Consider the following 24,331-nt stretch of genomic DNA (forward strand, 5'->3'; position numbering starts at 1 on the left):
GGCAAGAAAAGAATATCGGAAATGTCCATAGAAATGTAAAGAAAAAGTAAGGAAGAGCAGAATGCACTATGATATACTGAAACCATGAGAACCTATCAGATACAGGAGGCAGACATGAAGAAAAAGAAAATTATTATTACCGGAGCAGCTGTTGTAGCCGTTGTGGTAATCGGAATCGGTGCGTGGGCATTGTTCGGCAGGGCATCATCGGATGGAAGTACGGAAAATGTAGTATATGTAAACAGCGTAGATAATCTGATGAACCCGGGAAGTGGTAACGGGGCGGTGAATCGCTTTGCCGGTGTGGTAGAAACACAGAAACAGGTGGACATTCAGCAGAGTCAGGATAAAACAGTAAAAGATATTTATGTGGAAGTCGGACAGGAAGTATCCAAGGGAGATCCGTTATTTTCTTATGATACAGAAAAATCACAGGAAGACCTGGAAAAAGCAAAGCTGGAACTGGAGCGGATCGATAACAACATCGGAAATAAACAAAATGAGATTGCTGCACTGGAAAAGGAAAAAAAGAGTGCAGGAAATGATGCTCAACTTGACTATACGATGCAGATTCAGAGTGCCCAGATGGAACTGAAACAGAGTGAATATGAAAAGAAAAGCAAACAGGTGGAGATTCAGAAATTACAGGATTCCATCGAGAACTGTCAGGTCACCAGTGAGATTGATGGTGTAGTCAAATCCATCAATAACGGAAATCAGGACAGTTATTCTTATTCAGGAGACAGCCAGGCATTTATGTCCATAATTGCGATGGGAGATTTCCGAATTAAATGTAAGGTAAACGAACAGAATATTGCATCTGTAACGCCGGGGCAGGCTGTAATCGTACATTCCAGAGTAGATGATTCTGTCACCTGGAAAGGAACGATGGGTGCGGTAGATACGGAAAATCCGGGCAACGATTCCAATAATGGCTATTATTTCAGCAGTGGTGACGGATCCACCCAGTCCAATTCCTATCCGTTCTATATCGAACTGGATTCTTCTGAGGGGCTGATGCTTGGACAGCATGTTTATGTGGAAGCCGATTACGGACAGAGTGAAGAAAAGGCGGGTATCTGGCTGGATGAATCTTTCATCTGTGATGCAGATACGGACAACCCCTATGTCTGGGTTGACGATGGAAAAGGTAAACTGGAGAAACGTTCTGTGACACTGGGACAGCATGATGATGAACTTTTTCAGTATGAAATTGCAGATGGACTGAGTAAAGATGATATGATCACTTATCCGGAAGACGGATTAAAAGAAGGTATGAAGACTGCAGCGGGAAGTAACGGTCAGATGGGGCAGAGTAACCCGGTGGCGGATGGAAACGATATGGATTTTTCGAATGAAGATTACTCAGAAGAAGATGGTTTTGGCAGTGATCTTTCTGATGAGAATATGGATGGAGTGGATTCCGGAGAGACGAATCAGGAAGATCTCACAGAAGACGGGATGCAGCAGAATGAGTCAAATGCTGATGGCAGCGAAGATGTCATCGGAGGAACGGAGGATGCACAGTGATTCTTGAGTTAAAAGATATCTGCAAAGATTATATTCAGGGGAAAATGGTGATTCCGGTTCTGAAACATATTGATTTCCAGATGGAAAAGGGAGAATATGTGGCCATTATGGGACCTTCCGGTTCCGGTAAGACAACGCTGATGAATATTGTAGGATGTCTGGATCAGGCGACTTCCGGCCAGCTTTTTCTGGACGGGCAGGATATCAGCAAATGTACGGAAAATGAAATGTCGGATCTGAGACTGAAAAAGATTGGGTTTGTTTTCCAGAACTTTCAGCTGTTGTCGAGACAGACTGCATTGGAAAATGTGGAGCTGCCACTGACTTATGCGGGAGTTGCGAAAAAAGAGCGGAGGGAACGGGCACTGCAGGCACTGACCCGTGTAGGACTGGAAGACAGAGTGAATTTTCAGCCGAATCAGCTTTCCGGTGGGCAAAAACAGAGAGTAGCGATTGCCAGAGCACTGGTTAACCGGCCGAAGATCCTTCTGGCGGATGAGCCGACCGGCGCACTGGACAGTACTTCCGGAGAACAGGTTATGGAACTGTTTCAGAGCCTGAACGATGAAGGAGTAAGCGTATTGATGATCACCCATGACAGTGAGATTGCAGCGAAAGCACAGAGAAAAGTAATTATCCGCGACGGCATAATGAAAAAGGAGGAGCAGCCATGAAGAAAAAATGGATTGCGGCTTTTATTGCTGCAGGAGTACTACTGCTTGGAGGGGTGACTGTATATGCGGTGAAAACAAGCAGTCAGAGTACGGTAAAGGTGGTATCAGTCAGTGACATGTCAGGTGGCGGTGGATGGTCCGACAACAGTCTGTCAGGAAATATTACTTCAGATGTATCGCAGAATATTTATCTGGCAGATTCACAGAAAGTAAAGAAAATATATGTAAAAGAAGGGGATACGGTAAAGGTCGGCGATGATCTGCTCACGTATGATATGACCCTGGAGAATCTGGATCTGGAAATGAAAAAACTGGAAAAACAGGGAATCGAACTGAACATAGAGAAAGCAAACAGGGAAATTACAAAATTAAAGAATACAAAACCGTCCAGTGATAACGGCAATGAAGATCCGGGATTGGATATACCGGAAGATCCGGGCGAGGAACCGGAGGATCCGTCCATGGAGCCGGAAGAGCCGGCAGAGGCTTATCAGGAGCTTACAGCGGAGGCAGAACCGTATATGGGAGAGGGAACGGTGGAAGAACCGTATCATTTTCTGTGTGCTGCTGACGGTGCGATTTTGGGAAGTTTTTTAAACCGAATGGCAGAGGAACAGTGTTTTTTTGTGATTGAGGTCCGGGAGGGCGATGTAAGCAATGGAGAACTGTTAAAAATCTGGGGACAGAAGATTACGGAAGATGATTTTCAGGTAGCGGATACTGACCGGTTTCAGGTAAATCTTGAAAAAAAAATAGATGACAGTGATGGTCAACTGCCGGAGGAGCTGAAAGCAGCAGCGGTTCTTGAAAAAGGAGCCAGTGCCTATCAGGGAGATGGAACAGAGAAAAAACCACTGACCTATCTGGTGAAAAAAGATGGTATTGTAAAAGGAAGTTTTTTCCTGGAAAGAAAAGAAGATGGAAAATATTTTCGTATTGAGGTTCGAGAAGAAAATGGTGATCTTATAAAGGCGTGGGAACAGAACGGAGCAGATGGGGATTTTGCAGCGGATGTAAAAGAGGACGGGGAATATCTGGTGGATCTGAGCAAAAAGCAAAGTGGAGAGACACCGGGAGAGCCAGCCGAACCGACCGATCCAAGTGAGCCAACAAAGCCGGGAGAAAGTCCGGAGCCACCTGAACCATCGAATCCGGAAGAAAAGCCAACCGAACCATCGGTGTCGCCGGAAGTTACTCCCGGAGAGAACCCGGAACCGACACCGGAAGCCGGCAATCCTCAGGAAACGGCAGAACAGGAAAATACTGTGGATGGAATGAGCACAAAGAAAAGCAGTGCCTCCATTCGCTATCTGACAGTTACCAGCGTAATGGGAAGTGGAAGCAGAAAAGTGATCTCTACCGATACTGTTTCTGATACGACAGGATCCGGTGATGCAGGAACTTCTTATGGAGGAACAGTTGCAGAGATTCAGCAGCAGATCAAGGATAAAGAAAAAGAAATCAGGGATTATCAGCTGGATATTAAAGAGACCAATCTTGAGATTAAAGATATCCAGAAAAAGCTGAATAACCAGACAATTAAGAGTACATTAAATGGTGTGGTGAAAACAGTCGGTGATCCCGAAAAAGAAAGCAACGATGGAAAACCGCTGATTCAGGTGGTCAGCAGTGAAGGACTTTATGTGCAGGGAACGGTCAGTGAATCTAAAATGAATAAACTGAAAGTGGGAGCTACACTGAGCGGATACAGTTATGACAATGGTGTCAGCTTTACCGCGGAAGTACGGGAAATTTCTCCGTATCCATCTGATAACGGACAGGACGGAGCCAATGCATCTTCCTATCCCTTTACCGCATACATTGCAGATGCAAGCGGACTTAGTAATAACAGCTGGGCAGAACTTACGCTGCTGGATGAGGGAGACGGACCGGGAGAAGGAATCTATCTGGAGAAACCTTTTGTGCGGACAGAAAACGGTCAGTATTACGTTATGAAGGACGACGGAACCGGACATCTGACAAAACAGATAGTACAGGTTGGCGGTATTCAGTATGGATCCAGTTATCAGATCACAGGCGGTCTGAGTATGGATGATAAGATCACATTTCCTTATGGAAAAGATGTCAGAGAGGGTGCAAAGACAGAAGAAGGTACGCTTGATGACCTTTATAACTATTAACGGTAGATGGGAGGAACAACAATGCTAGAAAATATCAGATTGGCCTTTCGGGGGATATGGTCTCATAAGATGCGGTCATTTTTGACCATGCTGGGGATTATTATAGGTATCGCTTCCATCATTTCCATCGCATCTACGATTCAGGGAACCAACGAGCAGATCAAACAGAATCTGATCGGTGCAGGAAACAACAATGTGGATGTACGGCTTTACCAGGGAGAAAGTGAGTACTGGATGGACAATGGTCTGCCGGATAATATTTCCGTGATTTCCGATGAACAGAAAGAACAGATTCGCAGTCTTGAAGGGGTTGAGAGTGCGACTTTTTATAACCGCAGAGGGTATGCAGACGGAATCACCTATCGGAACACCAGCCTGGACAGTGGAAGTGTATACGGTGTGGATGCGGAGTTTCTGAAAACAAAAGGTTATGTAATACAAAATGGAAGGGATTTTGTAGAACGCGACTTTAAAGAGTTCCGGAAAGTGGTGCTGCTTGACGATGTGGCAGTGCAGACCTTATTTCCGGGAGACAATCCGGTGGGAAAAACCATAGAACTCCGTGGGGAACCATTTACCGTGGTCGGTTGTATCCGCAAGTCAGATGCTTTCGAACCGGTGATCAACAGTCTGGAAGATTACTATACGTATAATCAGAATACCAACGGAATCGTGCTGATTCCGGACAGTACCTGGCCGGTTGTCTATAATTATGATGAGCCGGAAGAAGTCAGCGTGATGGCTAGTGAGACAGACCTGATGAGTTCTGTAGGAAAAAAAGTGGAGGACATTATGAATCAGGCGGTAACCGGACAGACCGGTTCCGGTATGATTGATTCTGAAGAGGAAATGATGGACGGTGCCGGCAGCAGTGGTGCTGACAGTGGCAACGTCTCTTATAAGGCGGCGGATCTGTTGAAAACAGTTAAGAACCTGCAGAAAGTCAGTGAAAACACAAACAAACAGCTGCTTTGGATCGCAAGTATCTCTCTTCTGGTCGGAGGTATCGGTGTTATGAATATTATGCTTGTATCCGTTACGGAACGTACCAGTGAGATCGGTCTGAAAAAAGCAATCGGAGCGAGAAAAAACAGGATCCTGTGGCAGTTTCTTACAGAAGCTGCTGTGCTGACCAGTATCGGAGGGGTTCTTGGAGTAATCGCCGGAGTGATCCTGTCACAGGTGATATCGAAGATGTCTCAGACTCCGGTGGCGATCAGCGTACCTGTCAGTGTACTGGCTGTAGTATTTTCTATGGCAATCGGTATTATCTTCGGTTTACTTCCATCCATTAAGGCAGCAAATCTGAATCCAATCGATGCACTTCGTCACGAGTAGAAAAAGGATACGAGTGTTCAGAATTAAATTAAGAAAAATATTAGAAATTATTCACGCGAAATTCACCATATCGGATGGAAAATGGGTTATACTGGTAATGGAAAACTGAAATGAAAGGGAAGAATGTCCGGTCATTTCAAAAAAAGATTTCTATGGGGGATTTATAGTAAATGAACATTTTATTTTTCTTAACACCAAAAAATGAAGTTGCCTATGTGGAAAATGATGACACTCTGCGTCAGGTACTTGAAAAAATTGAATATCACAAATATACTGCTATTCCGATGTTAAATAAGAACGGAAAATATGTGGGAACTGTAACAGAGGGAGATCTGCTCCGGTATATCAAGGAAAAATGGTTTCTGAATATCCGGGAAGCGGAGGATTGCAGCATCAGCAGAGTACCTCTCCGATGGAAGTACCAGACAGTGGATATTAACTGTAACATGGAGGATCTGGTGGATACGGCCATGAAGCAGAACTTTGTTCCGGTACTGGATGATGCGGATAATTTTATTGGTATTGTCCGCAGAAGTGATATTTTGAAATACTGTTATAAACAAAGCAAAGCAGGAAGACAAAAACAGGAAGAAGCATAGCAGATGAAAGAAAGACAGAAGTGATCCGTGGAATAAAAACAAACAATCGCTTCTGTCTTTCTTTATGTGGGCGGGGAATCGGGAGTGTGTCTGCATAAAAACAGTTGACAGAGGGGCAGACAGGGGGGCAGACAGGGTGAATTCTTTTAGTTGACCAGCCTGTGTGCCCGTGATAAGATATAATGTAATGATTCTGACAAAGGAGTTTTAGGAAAGTATGAAAACAATAATCGAATTGATTTCCAATGAAGTAATGACCGCTTTTAAAGAAGCCGGTTATGATGAAAATATGGGAAAGGTTACGCTGTCGAATCGGCCGGACCTGTGTGAATATCAGTGTAATGGTGCTATGGCAGGTGCAAAAGTATATCATAAAGCCCCGATCATGATCGCCAATGATGTAGTGGCAAAACTTGCCGACAGTAAAGTCCTCGAGATGGCAGAAGCTGTTAATCCGGGATTCATTAATCTGAAAGTATCCGGAGCATATATGGCGCAGTATTTGGAAGAGATGAGAAACAGTGAGAAAATGGGTGTGGAAGAAGCAAAGGATCCACAGACCATGATTCTTGACTACGGTGGACCAAACGTTGCAAAACCACTGCATGTCGGACATCTGCGTTCTGCAATTATCGGTGAGAGTATCAAGAGAATGGGAAGATATCTGGGACATAAAGTTATCGGTGATGTTCATCTGGGAGATTGGGGACTGCAGATGGGTCTGATCATCACAGAACTGCGTAAAAGAAAACCGGAACTGGTATATTTCCAGGAAGATTATGAGGGAGAATATCCGACAGAAGCTCCATTTACCATCAGTGAGCTGGAAGAAATTTATCCGGCAGCCAGTGGAAAATCAAAAGAAGACGAATCGTATAAAGCAGAAGCTCTGGAAGCAACCCATCAGTTGCAGATGGGTAACAGAGGATATCGTGCATTATGGAAACATATTTTGCAGGTATCGGTTACTGACCTGAAGAAAAACTACGCAAACCTTAACGTAGACTTTGATCTGTGGAACGGAGAATCTGATGTACAGGATACCATTGCACCGATGGTACAGAAGCTGAAGGATCAGGGACTGGCTTATGAAGACCAGGGTGCGGTTGTCGTAGATGTAAAAGAAGAGACGGATACCAAAGAGGTACCTCCGTGTATGATCTTAAAATCGGATGGTGCTGCTTTGTATACAACCACAGACCTTGCTACTATCGTGGAACGTATGGAAAAATACAATCCGGATGAGATCATGTATGTGGTAGACAAACGTCAGGAGATGCATTTTGTTCAGGTATTCCGCTGTGCCAAAAAAGCAGGTATGGTAAAAGATGATACCAAACTGACGTTCCTTGGTTTTGGTACCATGAACGGAAAAGACGGGAAACCGTTCAAGACAAGAGAAGGCGGTGTGATGCGTCTGGAAAATCTGATTCGTGATATCAACGAAGAGATGTATAAAAAAATCGTGGACAACCGCAGCATCAAAGAAGAAGATGCAAGAACGACTGCAAAAATCGTAGGACTTTCTGCAATCAAATACGGAGACCTGTCCAACCAGGCATCCAAAGATTATATTTTTGATATTGAAAGATTTACATCTTTTGAAGGAAATACCGGTCCGTATATTTTGTATACAACCGTTCGTATCAAATCTATCCTGAACAGATATAAAGAAGAAGGCGGCAATCTGGATACCCTGAAGATTCTGGCGGCAGGAAGTGACAGTGAGAAAGCGCTGATGCTGGAAGCATCCAAATTCAATCAGGTGATCACGAATGCTTATGAAGAGAAAGCACCGCATAAAATCTGTTCTTATATTTATGAACTTGCAAATGCATTTAACCGCTTCTATCATGAAACAAAGATTCTGGCTGAAGAGGATCAGGAGAAGAAAGAATCTTATCTGGCTTTGCTGATGCTGGTAAAAAATATTCTGGAAGCATGTATCGATATGCTGGGATTTGAAGCACCGGAAAGAATGTAAGCGTGATTTCCGGAAGGAGGAGCGATTATGAAAAAACCTTCAGGAACCAGAGTGAACATCATGATCATGGGAATTGTGGTCGTGGTGCTTGCCCTAGGTTTTGCAGCCATCCTGGGATATGGAAAAGCCAGAAAGCAGATGGAACAGATGCAACAGGCACAACAGGAACAGGAGGCAAAAGAAGCGCAGATAACACCGATGCAGACGGTGACACCGGAGCCTACGGATGATCCGACAGATCCAGCAGTACAGAAAAAGAATCTGATCACGGAGATCAAAAAGGCGGTAGAACATAATGATGTAAAAATTATGACCGCAGATCTCCGGTATACATCACAGGAAGGTCAGGTAGAAGCATATACGCAGGAAGATGTGGCAGCTGTTTTGCTGCATCTGAAAAAGAACGAGAAAGATTACCAGGCTTTTGTGGAAAAACTGCAGGATGAGAGTGTTATAGTAGGAGAAGAAGAGGGAATACAGTACCTTCTTCTGACAGATTCAAATCTCAGGAAAATGACCGGGACAGAAGAACCGGCAGAAACCGTAGAGGCGGAGATTGTCACACCGACACCGACTCCGGAAGGCAATGGAAGGAAAATTGCCATTGATGCAGGCCATCAGGCACATGGAAACAGTGAACAGGAGCCAATTGGGCCGGGGGCGTCTCAGACAAAAGCAAAAGTGGCATCCGGAACGACCGGAAGAACAACAGGAGTAACGGAATATCAGCTGAATCTGGATGTGGCACTGAAGCTTCGCGATGAACTCGAAGCAAGGGGATACGAAGTCTATATGATCCGGGAAACCAATGATGTGGATATCAGTAATGCGGAGCGGGCACAGCTTGCAGCGGAATCGGGTTCAGATATTCTGATTCGCATCCATGCCAATGGGTCGGATAATACCTCTGTAGCAGGAGCTCTGACAATGGCACCTAGTACGGCTAACCCATATCTGAGTCAGGAAATGATTGCTGAATGTCAGAAACTGTCACAGTGTATCATCACTGCGTTTTGTGCTTCCACAGGGGCAAATAATCAGGGCGTGTATCAGACCGATGAGATGAGTGGGCTGAACTGGTGCAGTATTCCTGCAACCATTGTTGAGATGGGATATATGACCAATCAGGAGGAAGATACCCGGATGCAGACAGCAGATTATCAACAGCAGATGGTGACGGGGATAGCAGATGGAATTGATCAGTACTTTGCGTCCTGAGAATAAGAAAAAGTGACAGAAAAAAGAAAGGGGAAATGCCAGATGAAAAAACTGAAAATGATCGGTATGCTATTTGTAATGCTGTTTCTGGTAGGAATTCTTCCGACAAAAGCTCATGCAGAAGGCTGGGTACAGGAAGAAAACGGAAGCTGGTATTATCTGAACCAGGTAGGAGAAAAGGCGAAGGAAACCTGGATCGGCAATTATTATGTGGATGAAAATGGTGTCTGGATCGAAGGAAAAACACAGGCAAAAAATGAGTGGATCAGCAGCGGTGGTCGTTGGTGGTATCGTCACAGTGACGGAGGATATACCAGATCAGGCTGGGAACAGATCAACGGAACCTGGTATTATTTTGACGGTGCAGGATGGATGGAGACCGGCTGGGTGAACGTGGGAGGAACCTGGTATTATCTGAACGGAAGCGGAGCGATGGTAACCGGCTGGCTGAAACTTGGAAATACCTGGTATTATTTGAACGGAAGCGGAGCGATGGCAACGGGCTGGGTGAATGTGGGAGGAACCTGGTACTACATGAACGGAAGCGGAGCGATGGTAACCGGCTGGCTGAAACTTGGAAATACCTGGTATTATCTGAACGGAAGCGGAGCGATGGCAACCGGTTGGCTGAATCTGGGAGGAACCTGGTATTATCTGAACGGAAGCGGAGCGATGGCAACGGGCTGGCTGAATCTGGGAGGAACCTGGTATTATCTGACAGGAAGTGGAGCCATGGCGGCAAACACCTGGATCGGAAGTTATTACGTTAATGGAAGCGGAGCCTGGGTACCTGGTCAGACAACCGGCACGACAACAGGTGGAGGTTCCAAAAACAAAATTATTGCCATTGATGCAGGTCACCAGAGAAAAGGAAACAGTGCAAAAGAGCCGATCGGTCCCGGAGCATCTCAGACAAAGCCTAAAGTTGCATCCGGAACTCATGGAAATGCATCCGGACTAAACGAGTATGAGTTGACACTTCAGGTTTCTTTGAAACTGAGAGATGAGCTTCAGGCACGTGGATATCAGGTTTATATGATCCGTGAGACACATGATGTCAATATCAGCAATGCAGAACGCGCACAGATGGCAGCCAATCAGGGAGCAGATATTCTGGTTCGCATCCATGCCAATGGATCTGATAATACATCCGTTGCAGGAGCACTGACGATGGCACCGTCCAACAGCAATCCGTATCTGGGAAAAAGTGTGATCAGTGCCAGCCAGACACTGTCAAGAAAAATAGTAGACTGTTTCTGTGCAACTACAGGAGCTAAAAACCAGGGTGTAATGCAGACGGATACCATGAGTGGCATCAACTGGAGCTCCATTCCGGTGAGTATCGTTGAAATGGGATACATGACCAATTGTACAGAAGATCTGAATATGGCAAGCACTTCTTATCAGACAAAAATGGTACAGGGTATCGCCAACGGTATCGATGCTTATTATGGAGCATAAGTAACTATCCGGCAGGTATTATTCTGCGGGGTATTTTGACTCGGAACTGCGAAGGTAATGAGCAGTTCCGAGCATAAAAGAAAAGAGAGCAGGACGTAACTATGTCGCAAGTAATATTATTTGACCTGGATGGAACATTGACAGAGTCCGGAGAGGGCATTATTAACTGTGTGCAGTATGCACTGGAAAAACTGGGAAAAAAAGAAGAACATCCGGAAAATCTGCAGTGTTTTATCGGTCCTCCTTTAAAAGAACAGTTTATGAAATATGCAGGTCTCAGCGAGGAAGAGGGAGAAAAGGCAGTTGTATATTACCGGGAACGGTATACTACAACGGGAATATTTGAAAACCGTCTGTATCCGAAGATTCCGGAATTACTGGAACTTCTGAAAATCAATAATAAGATCCTTGCTGTGGCATCGTCTAAACCGGAGGTCTACGTAAAACAGATTCTGGAGCATTTTCAGATTGCAGATTATTTTACTGCGATTGTGGGAAGTGAACTTGACGGAAGAAGAACGGAGAAGGCGGAGGTTATTGAAGAGGCTTTACGGCGGATGCATCTGGAAGAAGAACGGGACAAGGTTCTTATGGTAGGCGATCGGAGTCACGATGTACAGGGTGCCATAAGCTGTGGTCTGCAATGTATCGGGGTTGCCTACGGATACGGAAGCCGGGAAGAACTGGAAAAAGCAGGTGCTGTCTATATCGCAGACAGTGTGGAAGATCTGGGAATCCTTGCCAGTCCGAACGATGAAGAAACCACAGAAAATGTTGAATCTGTGCGGAATATTATTCCGGACAGAGAAAAAGTGAAGAAATATGAAATACCGGAGACACGGAAACTGGAAAAAGAAGAAAAAGAAATGCCGGAACCTGCGAAAAAAAAGGTAAAATTCCGGTATTCCACGGCCGGACAGATCTGGCGTCTGATTTATCCGTTTTTGATTCATTATGGAGCCACACTGCTTGCGACGATCGCTTTGTATCTGATATATCTGATACAGGCGGGCGGACTGCAGGAGACTGCCAGTGCCGGACAGCGTCTGATTAACAGTGCGTTATATGTTACTCTGATCGGTGATCTTACAGCAGCGATAATCCTGTATCTGTTTTACCGGAAAGATCAGATGCATCGGAAAGAAGGATTCAGTGGAACAGGAAAAGCTTTTGTGTGGGCACCTCCGGTGATCTGGTTCAGTGTGATCATCCTGGCAATTGCCACAGGACAGTTTTTAAATGATCTGATCAATGGATTGCATCTGAACGATCTGTTTACCGGCTACAGTGAGGTGTCTGAACAGGCATTTTCCGGACAGCCAGTAGGCTTTATGATTCTGGTAGTGGGAATTATCGGACCAATCTGTGAAGAACTGATGTTTCGCGGAATCGTATTTCACAGACTGAAAGACTGGGTCAAACCACAGGCAGCAATTGCAATATCTGCGTTATTATTCGGTATCTATCATGGCAATGTTGTACAGTTTTTCTATGCAACATGTATGGGAGTGATGCTTGCGATCATCTATGATAAAACCGGAACTTTGTGGATCAGCATCGTTGCACATATAGCAGCAAATCTGTGGAGCCTTTTCGGAAGCAGTTTCTGGAGCAGTCTATGGCAGCGGATTCCGGCAGGAATGCTTTGCAGTGTTATGATAGAAATTTTGTTATGTGTGATTCCGACATACTGGTTATTTGGATATAAAAGAAAATAAAAAAAAGACTTGTAACCGAAAAAAGCTTATGCTATAATCACAACGATGCATAAAACACCCGTGCCGATTCCGAGAAGGTGCCTGCAAACAGGTCTCGAAAAGAATGAGAAGTACGGGGAAGATTAAAACCAAAAAAGGAGATTGAAATCATGAGCGTTATTTCAATGAAACAGTTACTGGAAGCCGGTGTACATTTTGGACACCAGACAAGAAGATGGAACCCTAAAATGGCAGAGTACATCTACACAGAAAGAAACGGAATCTACATTATCGACCTGCAGAAATCCGTTGGAATGGTAGATGATGCTTATAAAGCTGTATCTGACATCGCTGCAGAAGGCGGCACAATCCTGTTCGTTGGTACAAAGAAACAGGCTCAGGATGCTATCAAAGTTGAAGCAGAGCGTTGTGGAATGTACTATGTAAACGAAAGATGGTTAGGTGGTATGCTGACTAACTTCAAAACTATTCAGAGCAGAATCGCCAGACTGAAAGAGATTGAAGCTATGCAGGAAGACGGAACATTTGATGTTCTGCCGAAGAAAGAAGTTATCGCACTGAAAAAAGAGCTGGATAAACTGCAGAAAAACCTGGGCGGAATCAAAGACATGAAGAGAATCCCGGATGCAATCTTTATCGTAGATCCGAAAAAAGAGAGAATCTGTGTTCAGGAAGCTCATACTCTTGGAATCCCGCTGATCGGTATCTGTGATACCAACTGTGATCCGGAAGAACTGGATTATGTTATCCCGGGTAACGATGATGCTATCCGTGCCGTAAAACTGATTGTTTCCAAAATGGCAGATGCTGTTATCGAAGCAAATCAGGGTGCAACAGGCGAGGAAGAATTCGTTGAAGAGGCTGTTGAAGAGGCAGTAGAAGAGTAAGATTTTGTATCCATTCAGCTGTCGGAGAGGTATTCTCCGGCAGCTGAGTAACTGTAAAAACTCAATTTTAGGAGGAAATCATAATGGCTATTACAGCAGCAATGGTAAAAGAATTAAGAGAAATCAGCGGCGCTGGTATGATGGACTGTAAGAAAGCTCTTACAGCTACTGAAGGTGATATGGACAAGGCTATGGAATTCCTGAGAGAAAAAGGTCTTGCAACTGCACAGAAAAAAGCAAGCAGAATCGCAGCAGAAGGTATCGTAATGCTGAAAGTTGCAGAAGATTCCAAAAAAGCTGTCGCTGTAGAAGTAAATGCTGAAACTGACTTCGTTGCTAAAAACGAAAAATTCCAGGCATACGTTGCACAGGTTGCTGAGCAGGCTCTGGAAACAGAAGCAGCAGATATCGATGCATTCCTGGCTGAGTCATGGAAATTCGATACAACCAAAACTGTAAACGAAGCTCTGGCTGGACAGGTTGCAGTAATCGGCGAGAACATGAAGATTCGTCGTTTCCAGAAAGTAGAAGAAACAGAAGGTTTCGTAGCTTCCTATACTCATATGGGTGGAAAAATCGGTGTTCTGGTTGACGTTGTAACAGACGTTGTAAACGATGAAATCAAAGAGATGGCTAAGAACGTAGCTATGCAGATAGCAGCTCTGAACCCGAAATATACAAATAGATCCGAAGTAAGCGAAGAGTACATTGCTCACGAAAAAGAAATCCTGATGGCTCAGATCCAGAACGACCCGAAAGAGTCCCAGAAACCGGAGAAAGTTATTCAGGGTATGATCAGCGGACGTATCAATAAAGAACTGAAAGAAATCTGTCTGCTGGATCAGGTTTATGTTAAAGCAGAAGACGGAAAACAGTCAGTAGAAAAATATGTTGCAGAAGTTGCAAAAGCAAATGGTGCAAACGTTACCATCAAAGGCTTCGTTCGTTACGAGACCGGTGAAGGTATCGAAAAGAAAGAAGAAGATTTTGCAGCAGAAGTTGCAAAACAGATGGGAATGTAATTTCCACAATATGTCAAAATGACAAAATAGCAGACCTGTATACTTGTAGAGATATAAGTAAGCAGGTCTGTTTTAATATGTAAAAAGGTTTCCTTGTTTACTGCATTTTCAAAACCCAGCGTTCCGAAGGATGCCCAGAACGACGGTTCCTAACAGGGCAGAGGGTCGGCTGGGCATGCGTACTTCTTTAAAAATAGCATAAAAAGGTATTAACCAAAAGCGATTAGTACCTTTTTGAATGATTTTCTGTCTGCTCAGCCCACTCTTGATTTGTGCTGTGATCAAAAAGTAAATCAGCATAAACTTATTATCCATTTACGCCTTTTAAAGATAATTAAGGATACAGCAAGTCTGAATAATTCCTCCGTGGTAAGCAATGTATACACACCGACAATTCCCCATTTGAATACGTATGCTGCAAGCAGACACAGTGGAATTCCGATACACCATGTGCCAACAATATCAATGATCATAATGATTTTGGTGTTACCGCCACTTCTTATAATGCCTCCGCCTAGTATCATATTTTCCACCTTAGCCGGAGCATACAAGGCAAATACGATAAGCAGTATCTTTCCAAGTTCTTTTACACTGTTATCAACACGATATAATCCGGTATATACTCCAGCCAAAAGGATAAGCAAAGAAGATATCACTACTGCACCAAATAATCCTGCATACATAATCTTCTTTGACTCTGTGTAAGCCTCATCGTATTCTTTTCTGCCAAGCCTCTTGCCAACCATCACACCGGCTGCTGCAGACAATCCGCTAAGCGCCCCTATGATAAGCCCCTGTATCGGACCGGTAAGTGTATAGGCTGCAAGGTTTGATGTGCCAAGATGTCCATAAACAGCAGACTCCACATTCTGACCGAAACTCCATAAAAACTCACTGATCAGAATCGGCATAATCATTGTCAGATAATCCCTGATTGTGATTTTTGTAAAATGTAGAGACAAGACCGGTTTATCTCCATCTTTTCTGAGGCATAAGACAAATCCGATAACAATAAATACCAGATTAAATAACTGCGAAAGAAGTGTTGCGATCGCAGCTCCCTTTATTCCCATGCATGGAAATTCGAATTTTCCAAATATCAACAAATAGTTCAGTCCTGTGTTTACAATAACAGCACCAAAGCTTGCCAGAAATGGTATCGTGGCATGCTCCTTACAGCGCAGCCATGAGGATAAAATATTGCTGACAGCCATTGGAATATAAGAAAATGCTATGATTCTAAAATAAACCGCACCAGTATTTATAATACTCATATCTTTCGTATACAGTCCAAGAATCTGCAACGGAAAAACTCTGGCTGAAAGCAAAAACAATGCTGATATCATAATTCCACAGATGAGACTTACGTCAAAACTGCACCATGCCTCTTTTGTTTCTTGTGCACCAATAAACTGTGCAATTAATATCCCCGCAACCGTGCTTACTGCACCAATCACTACTGAAAAAATCAGTGAAAAGTTACCGCATAATCCAACAGCCGATATATTTGTCTCGCCTAACTGTCCGATCATGATCTGGTCAACAATTGAAAATGATGCCTGCAGCATACTTTGCAATGTGACGGGAATTGCTATTTTACACAACGATTTCATAAACTTTGACATTATAATTTCCTCGTACTTTCCCTTTTTATCAAATCAACCGGTAACACGATTTCTGTCTTATATTCTGCACCATCTCGCATTGCCTCCAGACATTCAATTGCTGCTTTCGCCCTTAAGTTTGCTTCCTGATGAATCGTTGTGAGGGAAGGGTTACTTTCCCTGCTTGCCCTGTTATCATCAAAGCCGATGATCTGGATATCTTCCGGAATCCGAATGTTTTTTCCTTGTAAAAACTTCATAAACTCAAGTGCATAAAAATCAGACACTGCAAAAACAGCGGTAACATTGCTTTTTAACAGCTGCATATAATTATCCTCATAAAAGCACATTCTTTCCTTTTCTGTCTTTGGTATCTCCCATCTATATGTTTCTCCTTGCGCAAAGGCTTTGAGAAACCCCTCGATGCGTTCTTTATCCATGCAGATGAAATTATCAGCTATGCATAATGCTTTTTTATGTCCCAGCTCCTTTAAGTATTTTCCGGCTTGATAGCCGCCGTTATAATGATCGATGACCAAATTTACTACCTTTGAGCATTTTTCAAAATAGCCGTCATACACTACAAACGAAATCCGCATCTGATTTCTAAGGCTTTCATAATCAGCTTCACAAAATCCGATCATAATCAGTCCATCCATATTCCACATGGATGCAAATACCGGAATCTCTCTGATATCAGATGTCGTTTTTATCATCAGAAAATATCCTTTTTCATTCACCTCACGGGAAAGAGCATTCAGCGATGCCATCACAAACCCATCCTCTAAAACCCTGCCCTCATACTTTTCATGGTCATTCACCACCACTCCGATGATTCTTGAATTATTTCTTGCAAGCAAAATGCCAGCCATATCCGGGATATATCCTGACCTTTCAAGTTCCTGCTGGACGCGTTTTACCGTCTCATCTGAAATCTTTTCTGTTTTGCCGTGGATCACTTTTGAGACAGTGGCAGTACTAAGACCTAACGTATCTGCAACATCTACGATTCTAATCCTGTTTTGTGTCATTTCCATTCCTTCTTCTGTGATATTATGATTATATGGTACATTATAAATGTGAAATTTACAAAGGTTAAGCGCATAACCTATTACAAAATTATCATTCGATTTTTGTGAAAGTTTGCTATTCCATTACACATTTTCCTGCATTATCTGTTCCGGAAATCGTTAGAGATTGTTTTGCGGAAAATTACCGGAGATCGGTGCGGACTTTCCCGTTCTTTTCCTTGCGTGGGAAGCCATGGTGTGCTAAACTGTTCAGGGAAATAAACACAAAGGTGGAACGATACGTAATGAAATGTACGATCATAGGAATAACCGGAGGAACCGGTTCGGGAAAATCAACGTTTACTAATCGCTTGAAAAATGAATTTCCGGATGATGTGGCAGTTATTTATCATGACAATTATTACCGGTGTCAGGATGCTATTCCCTTTGAAGCGAGAAAAAAAGTGAATTATGATCATCCGGATTCACTGGAGACGGATCTTCTGACAGAACACCTCAAAAAGCTAAAAGCAGGAGAAAGCATCGAATGTCCTGTGTATGACTATAGTCAGCATAATCGCTCAAAAGAAACGCTTCATATAGAACCAAAGAAAATTATTCTCGTGGAAGGTATCCTTCTTCTGACGGATCCACGGGTACGGGAACTGCTGGACATCAAAATTTATGTGGATGCAGATGCGGATGAGCGGATCCTCCGGCGAATCATCAGAGATGTAAAGGAACGGGGAAGAGATCTGGATAATATTGTAGAGCAGTATCTGACCACAGTAAAGCCGATGCATTATCTGTATGTGGAACCGATGAAAAATCGGGCAGATATTGTTGTCAACAGTGGAATGAACGATGTGGCTTTCGATGTGGTAAGATCTAAAATCCGAGATCTGCTGGCAGAATAAAAGTAAATTTAGAGAAAGGATATAATGGATTTATGAGATACCATGATATAACGAAAGATGATATGTTAAACGGTGACGGACTGAGGGTGGTTCTGTGGGTTGCCGGATGCAGCCATCACTGCAAAGGCTGTCAGAATCCGATTACCTGGGATCCGGAAGGCGGAGTGCTGTTTGACGAATCTGCAAAACAGGAGATTTTTGAGCAGTTGGACAAACCGTATATAGAGGGAATCACTTTCAGCGGAGGTGATCCGCTTCATGAGAAGAATGTGGATGAAGTTACGGCTTTTGCAAGAGAGATTAAGGAAAAATATCCAAAGAAGAATATCTGGCTGTATACAGGATATCTGTGGGAAGATATTCAGGATCTGCCGATTGTTTCTTATCTGGATGTGATAGTAGACGGCAAATTCGATCTGGAACGCAGGGATGTGAGTCTTCCATGGAAGGGAAGCCCGAATCAGCGGGTGATCGATGTACCAAAATCCAGAGAAGTAGGTCTGGTAGTATTACACGCATAAGGAGAAAAGAATGAAAAGAATCGCAAAATTTCATAAAGTAAGCTGGGAACAGTTCCGGAAGGACTGGGTAGATACCTTTGGGGAACAGTCGGAAGAAAAGATCCGGGAAATATATGAAGGTATTAAACTGCCAAAACGTGCCACCAGGGGAAGTGCCGGATATGATTTTTTTGCACCGGTCAGCTTTACACTGGCACCGGGAGAGATGGTAAAGATTCCTACCGGTGTCCGGGTGGAGATGGCAGAAGACTGGGTGCTGTGCCTGTATCCGCGAAGCGGTCTTGGTTTCAAGTACCGCCTGCAGTTGAATAACACCGTGGGAATCATTGACAGTGATTATTTTTATTCGGATAATGAAGGGCATATATTCATGAAGCTGACCAATGACAGCAAAGAAGGAAAAACGCTGGAAGTTGGACAGAGTGAAGGAATGGTACAGGGAATCTTCATGCAGTACGGAATCACTGAAGACGACGATGCAGATGGAGTGAGAAATGGTGGTTTCGGAAGTACCACCGGAAAATAAGGGATAGAAAAGATGAAAGCGAGAAACTGGCTTTTTTTAGCTTCTTTTCTGCTTATGTTAAAAGGAGCTATGGATATCAGTATTTATTTTGTGCAGTATCTGAGTCTGAGTCTCAGATATATACCGACTGCACCGGCGCAGATGCACAGGGCCAATGTACTGTGTATTATCTACGGAAGCTATGGAGTATGTCTGTTGATAGTAGGTGTTCTGGGAGTGATCTTCCGGGAGAATCCACGAAGACTACGATTCCTGATGACTACGGGGCTCATATTGTTCGGTTTGGGCTTTTTTAGCGGCATGGTAAATTATCTGGTGCTTTTATGGGATGGACACAGCATCAGAGATGCCGTGTTCAGTGTGATCACGAGTGTCCTGTTACCGGCAATGTTTATCCATACTACCTATATCGGAAGACTGGAATATGCGGAAGATCTGAAATACGAGGATATCGGTGATGATAAAGACAAGGATGTGTAATTCTTTTACACATCCTTGTCTTTTTTGTGTGTACCGGATCCGAAAGGGGAAGCGTATGTAAAATCACTTTACAAAGTCCCGGTTTATTTAACGCTTATTTTACGGAAGACAACTTTCGGTTTTAACATAGATTTTCTATACTCTCTTTGTCAGATAAATAATAAAGAAAAAAGGTAACTATTCAGTAGCCACTGTCCCGCGAGGTGTTTTGACATGAATATGTCAAAATCCCGAGACATACAAGCCAAAATGCCATCACCGAAGGTGATTTACGCGAGCAACGAGTCAAAGTCCGTGCTTGCACGGAACCTTGAGGAGTGCCGCGATAACGATAAAAAATCGCAAAGCGTGTTTTTATCGTTTAAATGCATTTTGGCTCGTAACTGTGAAGGTACTGAACAGTTACGAAAAAAGAATGGTTATGACAAGGAGGAAATATTATTATGAAAAAAACATGGGCAGTAATGGGAACAGCAGTTGCAGTATCTGCAATGATCTTTACAGGATGTGGAAGCAGCAATACTACAACCGGTACAGATACAACACAGGAGTCTGAAAACACAGATACAGCAGCAACAGACACTCCGGCAGCTGAAGACAGTAAGGGAGGAGATTTCTCGGGACTGATCAGTCCGATATCCAGAGAGGAAGGATCCGGAACAAGAGGAGCTTTCATCGAACTGTTCGGTATCGAGACAAAAGATACCGATGGAAATAAAATTGATAACACCACAGATACAGCAGAAATCACCAACAGTACTTCTGTTATGATGACAACAGTTGCAGGTAATGAATATGCAATCGGTTATGTATCTCTGGGATCTCTGGATGACAGCGTAAAAGCATTAAAAATCGACGGTGCAGAAGCTTCTGTAGATACTGTAAAAGATGGTTCTTACAAAATTTCCCGTCCGTTTAATATTGTAACAAAAGATGGTTTGAGTGAGGTGGCAGCTGATTTTGTAAAATATATTATGAGCAAAGACGGACAGAAAGTAGTTGAAGATAACGGATATATCAGCCAGGGCAATGAAGGTGCATATGAAGCAGCAGGTCTTTCCGGTAAAGTAACTGTTGCAGGATCTTCTTCTGTCACACCTGTTATGGAAAAACTGGCTGAGAGCTATAAAAAACTGAATGCAGATGTGGAAATCGAAGTACAGCAGAACGATTCTACCACAGGTGTTACTTCTGCCATCGACGGAATCTGCGATATCGGAATGGCATCCAGAGAACTGAAGGATACAGAGACTTCTCAGGGTGTAACCGCAACACCGATCGCTCTGGATGGAATCGCAGTTATCGTGAACAAACAGAATCCGGTAGATGAGCTGACCAGTGATCAGGTAATGTCTATCTTCACAGGAGAAACGCAGGACTGGGCAGACGTACAGTAAATGATCAGAAACAGAAAAGAAACTGTTCCGTATTCCATAGAAAAGTGAAAGACGGAACAGTTTTTCTCTGAAAGAAGGAGTAACATGAAGGAAGCAAGAGAATTCATTATGAAATGTGTTTTTATCCTGACAGCATGTGTGTCAATCGCGGCAGTTGTATTGATCTGCATCTTTATGTTTGCAAACGGAATTCCGGCAATCGCAAAGATTGGACCATTGAATTTTCTGTTGGGAGAAAAATGGAAACCCATGAACAATATTTTCGGCATCCTGCCGATGATTGTGGGTAGTATCTATGTAACCGCAGGAGCAATTATTATCGGTGTTCCGATTGCTTTTTTCGCATCGGTATATCTGGCAAAGTTCTGTAACGAGAAATTATATAAAATTCTCAAACCGGCAGTGGAACTGATGGCAGGAATCCCATCGATCGTCTACGGATTCTTTGGTCTGGTAGTAATTGTTCCGATCATGCAAAAACTCATGGGAGGAAGCGGAAAAAGTGTTCTGACAGCATCGATACTGCTGGGAATTATGATTCTGCCCACCGTGATCGGTGTGGCAGAAAGCAGTATCCGTGCGGTTCCGGACTCCTATTATGAAGGAGCCCTGGCTCTTGGCGCCACACGGGAACGAAGTGTGTTCTTTGCAGTACTTCCGGGAGCAAAGTCAGGAATTCTTGCCGGTGTGATTCTTGGTATCGGTCGAGCCATCGGCGAGACGATGGCGGTGATCATGGTAGCCGGAAATCAGCCGGTGATACCGGGAAACCTGGCTATGGGTGTTCGAACCCTTACTTCCAACATCGTTATGGAGATGGGATATGCAACGGATCTTCACAGAGAAGCACTGATTGCAACGGCAGTAGTGTTATTTGTACTGATCCTGATCATTAATCTGTGCTGCAGTGCACTGCAAAGGAGGAGCGGACAGTGATGGAAAAGATAAAAGGTCAGCTGGAAAGTTACAAAGAACAGCCATTTTCTCTGGTGCTGCGGTTTTTGATGTGGATTGCCACATTTCTTACCGTGGGGATCACAGTCTGTATCGTAGGTTATATCCTCATTCGTGGAATACCGAACCTTTCACCGGAGATGTTTGCCTGGGAATATAATACAGAGAATGTATCCATGATGCCAGCAATCATCAACACCGTTCTGATGGTACTTCTGGTATTACTGATCGCAGTTCCGGTGGGTATCGGCGCAGCTATTTATCTGGTGGAATACGCAAAAAGAGGAAGCAAACTGGTAAAACTCGTAAGGATCACAGCGGAAACGCTTTCCGGAATTCCATCGATCGTCTATGGTCTGTTCGGTTATCTGTTATTTGCAACAACATTCAGATGGGGTTATACCTTCCTGGGAGGTGCGCTTACTCTGGCGATTATGATCCTGCCTTTGATTCTTCGAACTACAGAAGAAGCACTGAAAGCAGTACCGGATTCCTTTCGTGAGGGAAGTTTTGGTCTGGGAGCGGGAAGTCTGCGGACAATCTTCCGCATCATTCTTCCTTCTGCGGTACCGGGTATCGTATCAGGTGTGATTCTGGGTATCGGCCGTGTGGTAGGAGAGACGGCAGCACTGATGTATACAGCAGGTACTATCGCAAAAGTACCTGGACTGATGAGTTCGGGAAGAACGCTGGCTGTTCATATGTACGCATTGTTGTCCGAGGGACTGTATATGAAACAGGCATATGCAACGGCAGTGGTACTCCTGGTAGTAGTACTTCTGATCAATGCCGGTTCCGGCTGGATCGCGAAAAAACTGACAAAGAGGTAAGAGAATGGAGAAAGATAAATTTACGATAAAAGATCTGAATTTGTTTTACGGGGATTTTCAGGCACTGAAAAAGATTTCCATGCATATCCCGGAAAAAGAGATTACTGCATTTATCGGACCTTCCGGATGCGGAAAATCCACATTGTTAAAGTCCTTAAACCGAATGAATGATCTGGTAGAAGGATGTAAGATCACCGGAACACTGCTTCTGGACGGTGAACCAATCAATCAGATGAAAAATGTCAATTTGCTGAGAAAACGGGTAGGCATGGTATTCCAGAAGCCGAATCCGTTTCCTATGAGTATCTATGATAATGTTGCCTATGGACCGAGAACCCACGGAATCCGTAAAAAAAGCGAACTGGATGCGATTGTGGAAGATTCTCTGAAAAAGGCGGCAATCTGGGATGAGACAAAAGACCGGCTGAAAAAGAGTGCACTTGGTATGTCCGGTGGACAGCAGCAGAGACTGTGTATCGCCAGAGCGCTGGCGGTACAGCCGGAAGTCCTTCTGATGGATGAGCCGACCAGTGCGCTTGATCCGATTTCTACTACGAAAATCGAGGATCTGGCACTGGAACTGAAAAACCAGTATACTATTGTTATGGTTACCCATAATATGCAGCAGGCAGCCAGAATCTCAGACAAAACCGCATTTTTCCTTCTGGGAGAGATGGTGGAGATGAATGATACAGAAACTATATTTTCAAAACCGCAAGATAAACGGACAGATGATTATATCACAGGGAGGTTTGGCTGATGGCAAGACAGGCATATCAGGAGCAGCTGCTTAAGCTGAATGGAGAATTGATTGAGATGGGTGACCTCTGTGAGGAGGCCATGTCACTGGTGATGAAAGCACTCCGGGAAAAAGATGAGGAGATTGCGGTCAGTGTACATAAGATTGAACAGAAGATCGATCAAAAAGAAAGGGATATCGAAACCATGTGTATGACACTGCTGCTTCGCCAGCAGCCGGTATCCGGGGATCTGAGAAGTATCTCTTCCGCACTTCGCATGATCGCGGATATGGAACGGATCGGAGATCAGACAGCAGATATCGCAGATGTATCCAGGCATCTGACAGATTTTCAGCTGGAAGTGCACCCGAAGATTTTTCATATGGGTAAAATTGCATCCAAGATGGTCAATGACAGTGTTAATGCGTTTGTACGCAAGGATGACAAACTGGCAGCAGAAGTGATTGCCACGGATGATCAGGTGGATCGGCTTTTTGAAGAGATCAAAATGGAACTGATGGAAGAAATTGCAAAAAATCCAAATAGTTCCGGCAGTGAACTGGACGTACTGATGATTGCAAAATATATGGAACGTATTGGCGATCATGCCGTGAATCTTGGAGAGTGGGTACACTATTATGTCTACGGTGAAAAAGTAGAAGATAAAGACTGACAGTTATCTGAGACGAACGGAACAAAAAGAAAAATCCCGTACATGACAAAAAATCAATAAACGATTCTGTCATGTACGGGATTTTTATGCGGTCACAAACCAAAGTC

Annotated in this window: 22 protein-coding genes; 20 read left to right on the forward strand and 2 right to left on the reverse strand. The window is 43.8% G+C overall.

Annotated elements, in window-relative coordinates; genetic code table 11:
* Positions 1–114: 114 nt before the first annotated feature.
* The 11 genes from FYJ57_RS07740 (at position 115) to tsf (ending at position 14,572) form a co-directional block, all read left to right on the forward strand.
* Positions 115–1,530 (forward strand): efflux RND transporter periplasmic adaptor subunit, encoded by a 1,416-nt coding sequence (locus FYJ57_RS07740; protein ID WP_205839938.1) that lies wholly within the window; start codon positions 115–117, stop codon positions 1,528–1,530.
* Complete coding sequence (locus FYJ57_RS07745; RefSeq protein WP_287891591.1) at positions 1,527–2,204, forward strand: ABC transporter ATP-binding protein; 678 nt, start codon at positions 1,527–1,529, stop codon at positions 2,202–2,204. The genes FYJ57_RS07740 and FYJ57_RS07745 overlap by 4 nt, the downstream gene beginning before the upstream one ends.
* Positions 2,201–4,345 (forward strand): biotin/lipoyl-binding protein, encoded by a 2,145-nt coding sequence (locus FYJ57_RS07750; RefSeq protein ID WP_154432250.1) that lies wholly within the window; start codon positions 2,201–2,203, stop codon positions 4,343–4,345. The genes FYJ57_RS07745 and FYJ57_RS07750 overlap by 4 nt, the downstream gene beginning before the upstream one ends.
* Positions 4,346–4,366: 21 nt before the next feature.
* Positions 4,367–5,683 (forward strand): ABC transporter permease, encoded by a 1,317-nt coding sequence (locus FYJ57_RS07755; protein WP_117525348.1) that lies wholly within the window; start codon positions 4,367–4,369, stop codon positions 5,681–5,683.
* A 170-nt stretch (positions 5,684–5,853) separates the two neighbouring features.
* Positions 5,854–6,282 (forward strand): CBS domain-containing protein, encoded by a 429-nt coding sequence (locus tag FYJ57_RS07760; protein ID WP_106492701.1) that lies wholly within the window; start codon positions 5,854–5,856, stop codon positions 6,280–6,282.
* A 217-nt stretch (positions 6,283–6,499) separates the two neighbouring features.
* Positions 6,500–8,266: an arginine--tRNA ligase gene (gene argS / locus FYJ57_RS07765; protein WP_154432251.1), complete on the forward strand. Its 1,767-nt coding sequence runs from the start codon at positions 6,500–6,502 to the stop codon at positions 8,264–8,266.
* Between the two features lie 27 nt (positions 8,267–8,293).
* Positions 8,294–9,484, forward strand: coding sequence for an N-acetylmuramoyl-L-alanine amidase family protein (locus FYJ57_RS15410; RefSeq protein ID WP_235904489.1), 1,191 nt, complete (start codon positions 8,294–8,296; stop codon positions 9,482–9,484).
* 42 nt (positions 9,485–9,526) lie between these two features.
* Complete coding sequence (locus FYJ57_RS15830; RefSeq protein ID WP_154432252.1) at positions 9,527–10,945, forward strand: N-acetylmuramoyl-L-alanine amidase; 1,419 nt, start codon at positions 9,527–9,529, stop codon at positions 10,943–10,945.
* 101 nt (positions 10,946–11,046) lie between these two features.
* Complete coding sequence (locus tag FYJ57_RS15835; protein ID WP_154432253.1) at positions 11,047–12,663, forward strand: HAD hydrolase-like protein; 1,617 nt, start codon at positions 11,047–11,049, stop codon at positions 12,661–12,663.
* A 149-nt stretch (positions 12,664–12,812) separates the two neighbouring features.
* Positions 12,813–13,550, forward strand: a complete 738-nt coding sequence (rpsB, locus tag FYJ57_RS07785; protein ID WP_022173139.1) for a 30S ribosomal protein S2 — start codon at positions 12,813–12,815, stop codon at positions 13,548–13,550.
* Between the two features lie 83 nt (positions 13,551–13,633).
* Positions 13,634–14,572 (forward strand): translation elongation factor Ts, encoded by a 939-nt coding sequence (tsf, locus tag FYJ57_RS07790; protein ID WP_154432254.1) that lies wholly within the window; start codon positions 13,634–13,636, stop codon positions 14,570–14,572.
* A 293-nt stretch (positions 14,573–14,865) separates the two neighbouring features.
* On the opposite strand, the gene FYJ57_RS07795 is transcribed toward tsf, so the two are convergent.
* Together FYJ57_RS07795 and FYJ57_RS07800 are read right to left on the reverse strand one after the other, a co-directional pair.
* On the reverse strand, positions 14,866–16,197 hold the full coding sequence (locus tag FYJ57_RS07795) for an MATE family efflux transporter (protein WP_154432255.1): 1,332 nt from the start codon (positions 16,195–16,197) through the stop codon (positions 14,866–14,868).
* A complete protein-coding gene (locus FYJ57_RS07800) occupies positions 16,197–17,207 on the reverse strand; it encodes a LacI family DNA-binding transcriptional regulator (RefSeq protein ID WP_154432256.1) in 1,011 nt (336 codons plus the stop codon). The genes FYJ57_RS07795 and FYJ57_RS07800 overlap by 1 nt, the downstream gene beginning before the upstream one ends.
* 284 nt (positions 17,208–17,491) lie before the next feature.
* On the opposite strand from FYJ57_RS07800, the gene udk reads away from it, so the two are divergent.
* From udk to phoU, 9 genes are all read left to right on the forward strand, one after another.
* On the forward strand, positions 17,492–18,103 hold the full coding sequence (gene udk, locus FYJ57_RS07805) for a uridine kinase (RefSeq protein WP_154432257.1): 612 nt from the start codon (positions 17,492–17,494) through the stop codon (positions 18,101–18,103).
* A 32-nt stretch (positions 18,104–18,135) separates the two neighbouring features.
* The gene (gene nrdG, locus FYJ57_RS07810; protein WP_106492756.1) at positions 18,136–18,624 is read left to right on the forward strand and encodes an anaerobic ribonucleoside-triphosphate reductase activating protein; all 489 of its coding nucleotides are present in this window, start codon (positions 18,136–18,138) and stop codon (positions 18,622–18,624) included.
* A 10-nt stretch (positions 18,625–18,634) separates the two neighbouring features.
* Complete coding sequence (locus tag FYJ57_RS07815) at positions 18,635–19,150, forward strand: dCTP deaminase/dUTPase family protein (protein WP_154432258.1); 516 nt, start codon at positions 18,635–18,637, stop codon at positions 19,148–19,150.
* A 12-nt stretch (positions 19,151–19,162) separates the two neighbouring features.
* On the forward strand, positions 19,163–19,630 hold the full coding sequence (locus tag FYJ57_RS07820) for a hypothetical protein (RefSeq protein ID WP_154432259.1): 468 nt from the start codon (positions 19,163–19,165) through the stop codon (positions 19,628–19,630).
* Positions 19,631–20,073: 443 nt separating this feature from the next.
* Positions 20,074–21,027, forward strand: a complete 954-nt coding sequence (locus tag FYJ57_RS07825; RefSeq protein WP_154432260.1) for a substrate-binding domain-containing protein — start codon at positions 20,074–20,076, stop codon at positions 21,025–21,027.
* Between the two features lie 84 nt (positions 21,028–21,111).
* Positions 21,112–21,963, forward strand: a complete 852-nt coding sequence (gene pstC, locus FYJ57_RS07830; protein WP_154432261.1) for a phosphate ABC transporter permease subunit PstC — start codon at positions 21,112–21,114, stop codon at positions 21,961–21,963.
* Positions 21,963–22,811 carry a phosphate ABC transporter permease PstA gene (gene pstA, locus FYJ57_RS07835; protein ID WP_022173147.1) on the forward strand — a complete coding sequence of 283 codons (849 nt, stop codon included), beginning with the start codon at positions 21,963–21,965 and terminating at the stop codon, positions 22,809–22,811. Before pstC ends, pstA begins: the two co-directional genes overlap by 1 nt.
* Before the next feature lie 4 nt (positions 22,812–22,815).
* On the forward strand, positions 22,816–23,571 hold the full coding sequence (pstB, locus tag FYJ57_RS07840) for a phosphate ABC transporter ATP-binding protein PstB (protein ID WP_154432262.1): 756 nt from the start codon (positions 22,816–22,818) through the stop codon (positions 23,569–23,571).
* Positions 23,571–24,224 (forward strand): phosphate signaling complex protein PhoU, encoded by a 654-nt coding sequence (phoU, locus tag FYJ57_RS07845; RefSeq protein ID WP_154432263.1) that lies wholly within the window; start codon positions 23,571–23,573, stop codon positions 24,222–24,224. Before pstB ends, phoU begins: the two co-directional genes overlap by 1 nt.
* Positions 24,225–24,331 lie beyond the last annotated feature (107 nt).

It is taken from the genome of Oliverpabstia intestinalis (assembly GCF_009696065.1).
GTDB lineage: Bacteria > Bacillota > Clostridia > Lachnospirales > Lachnospiraceae > Oliverpabstia > Oliverpabstia intestinalis.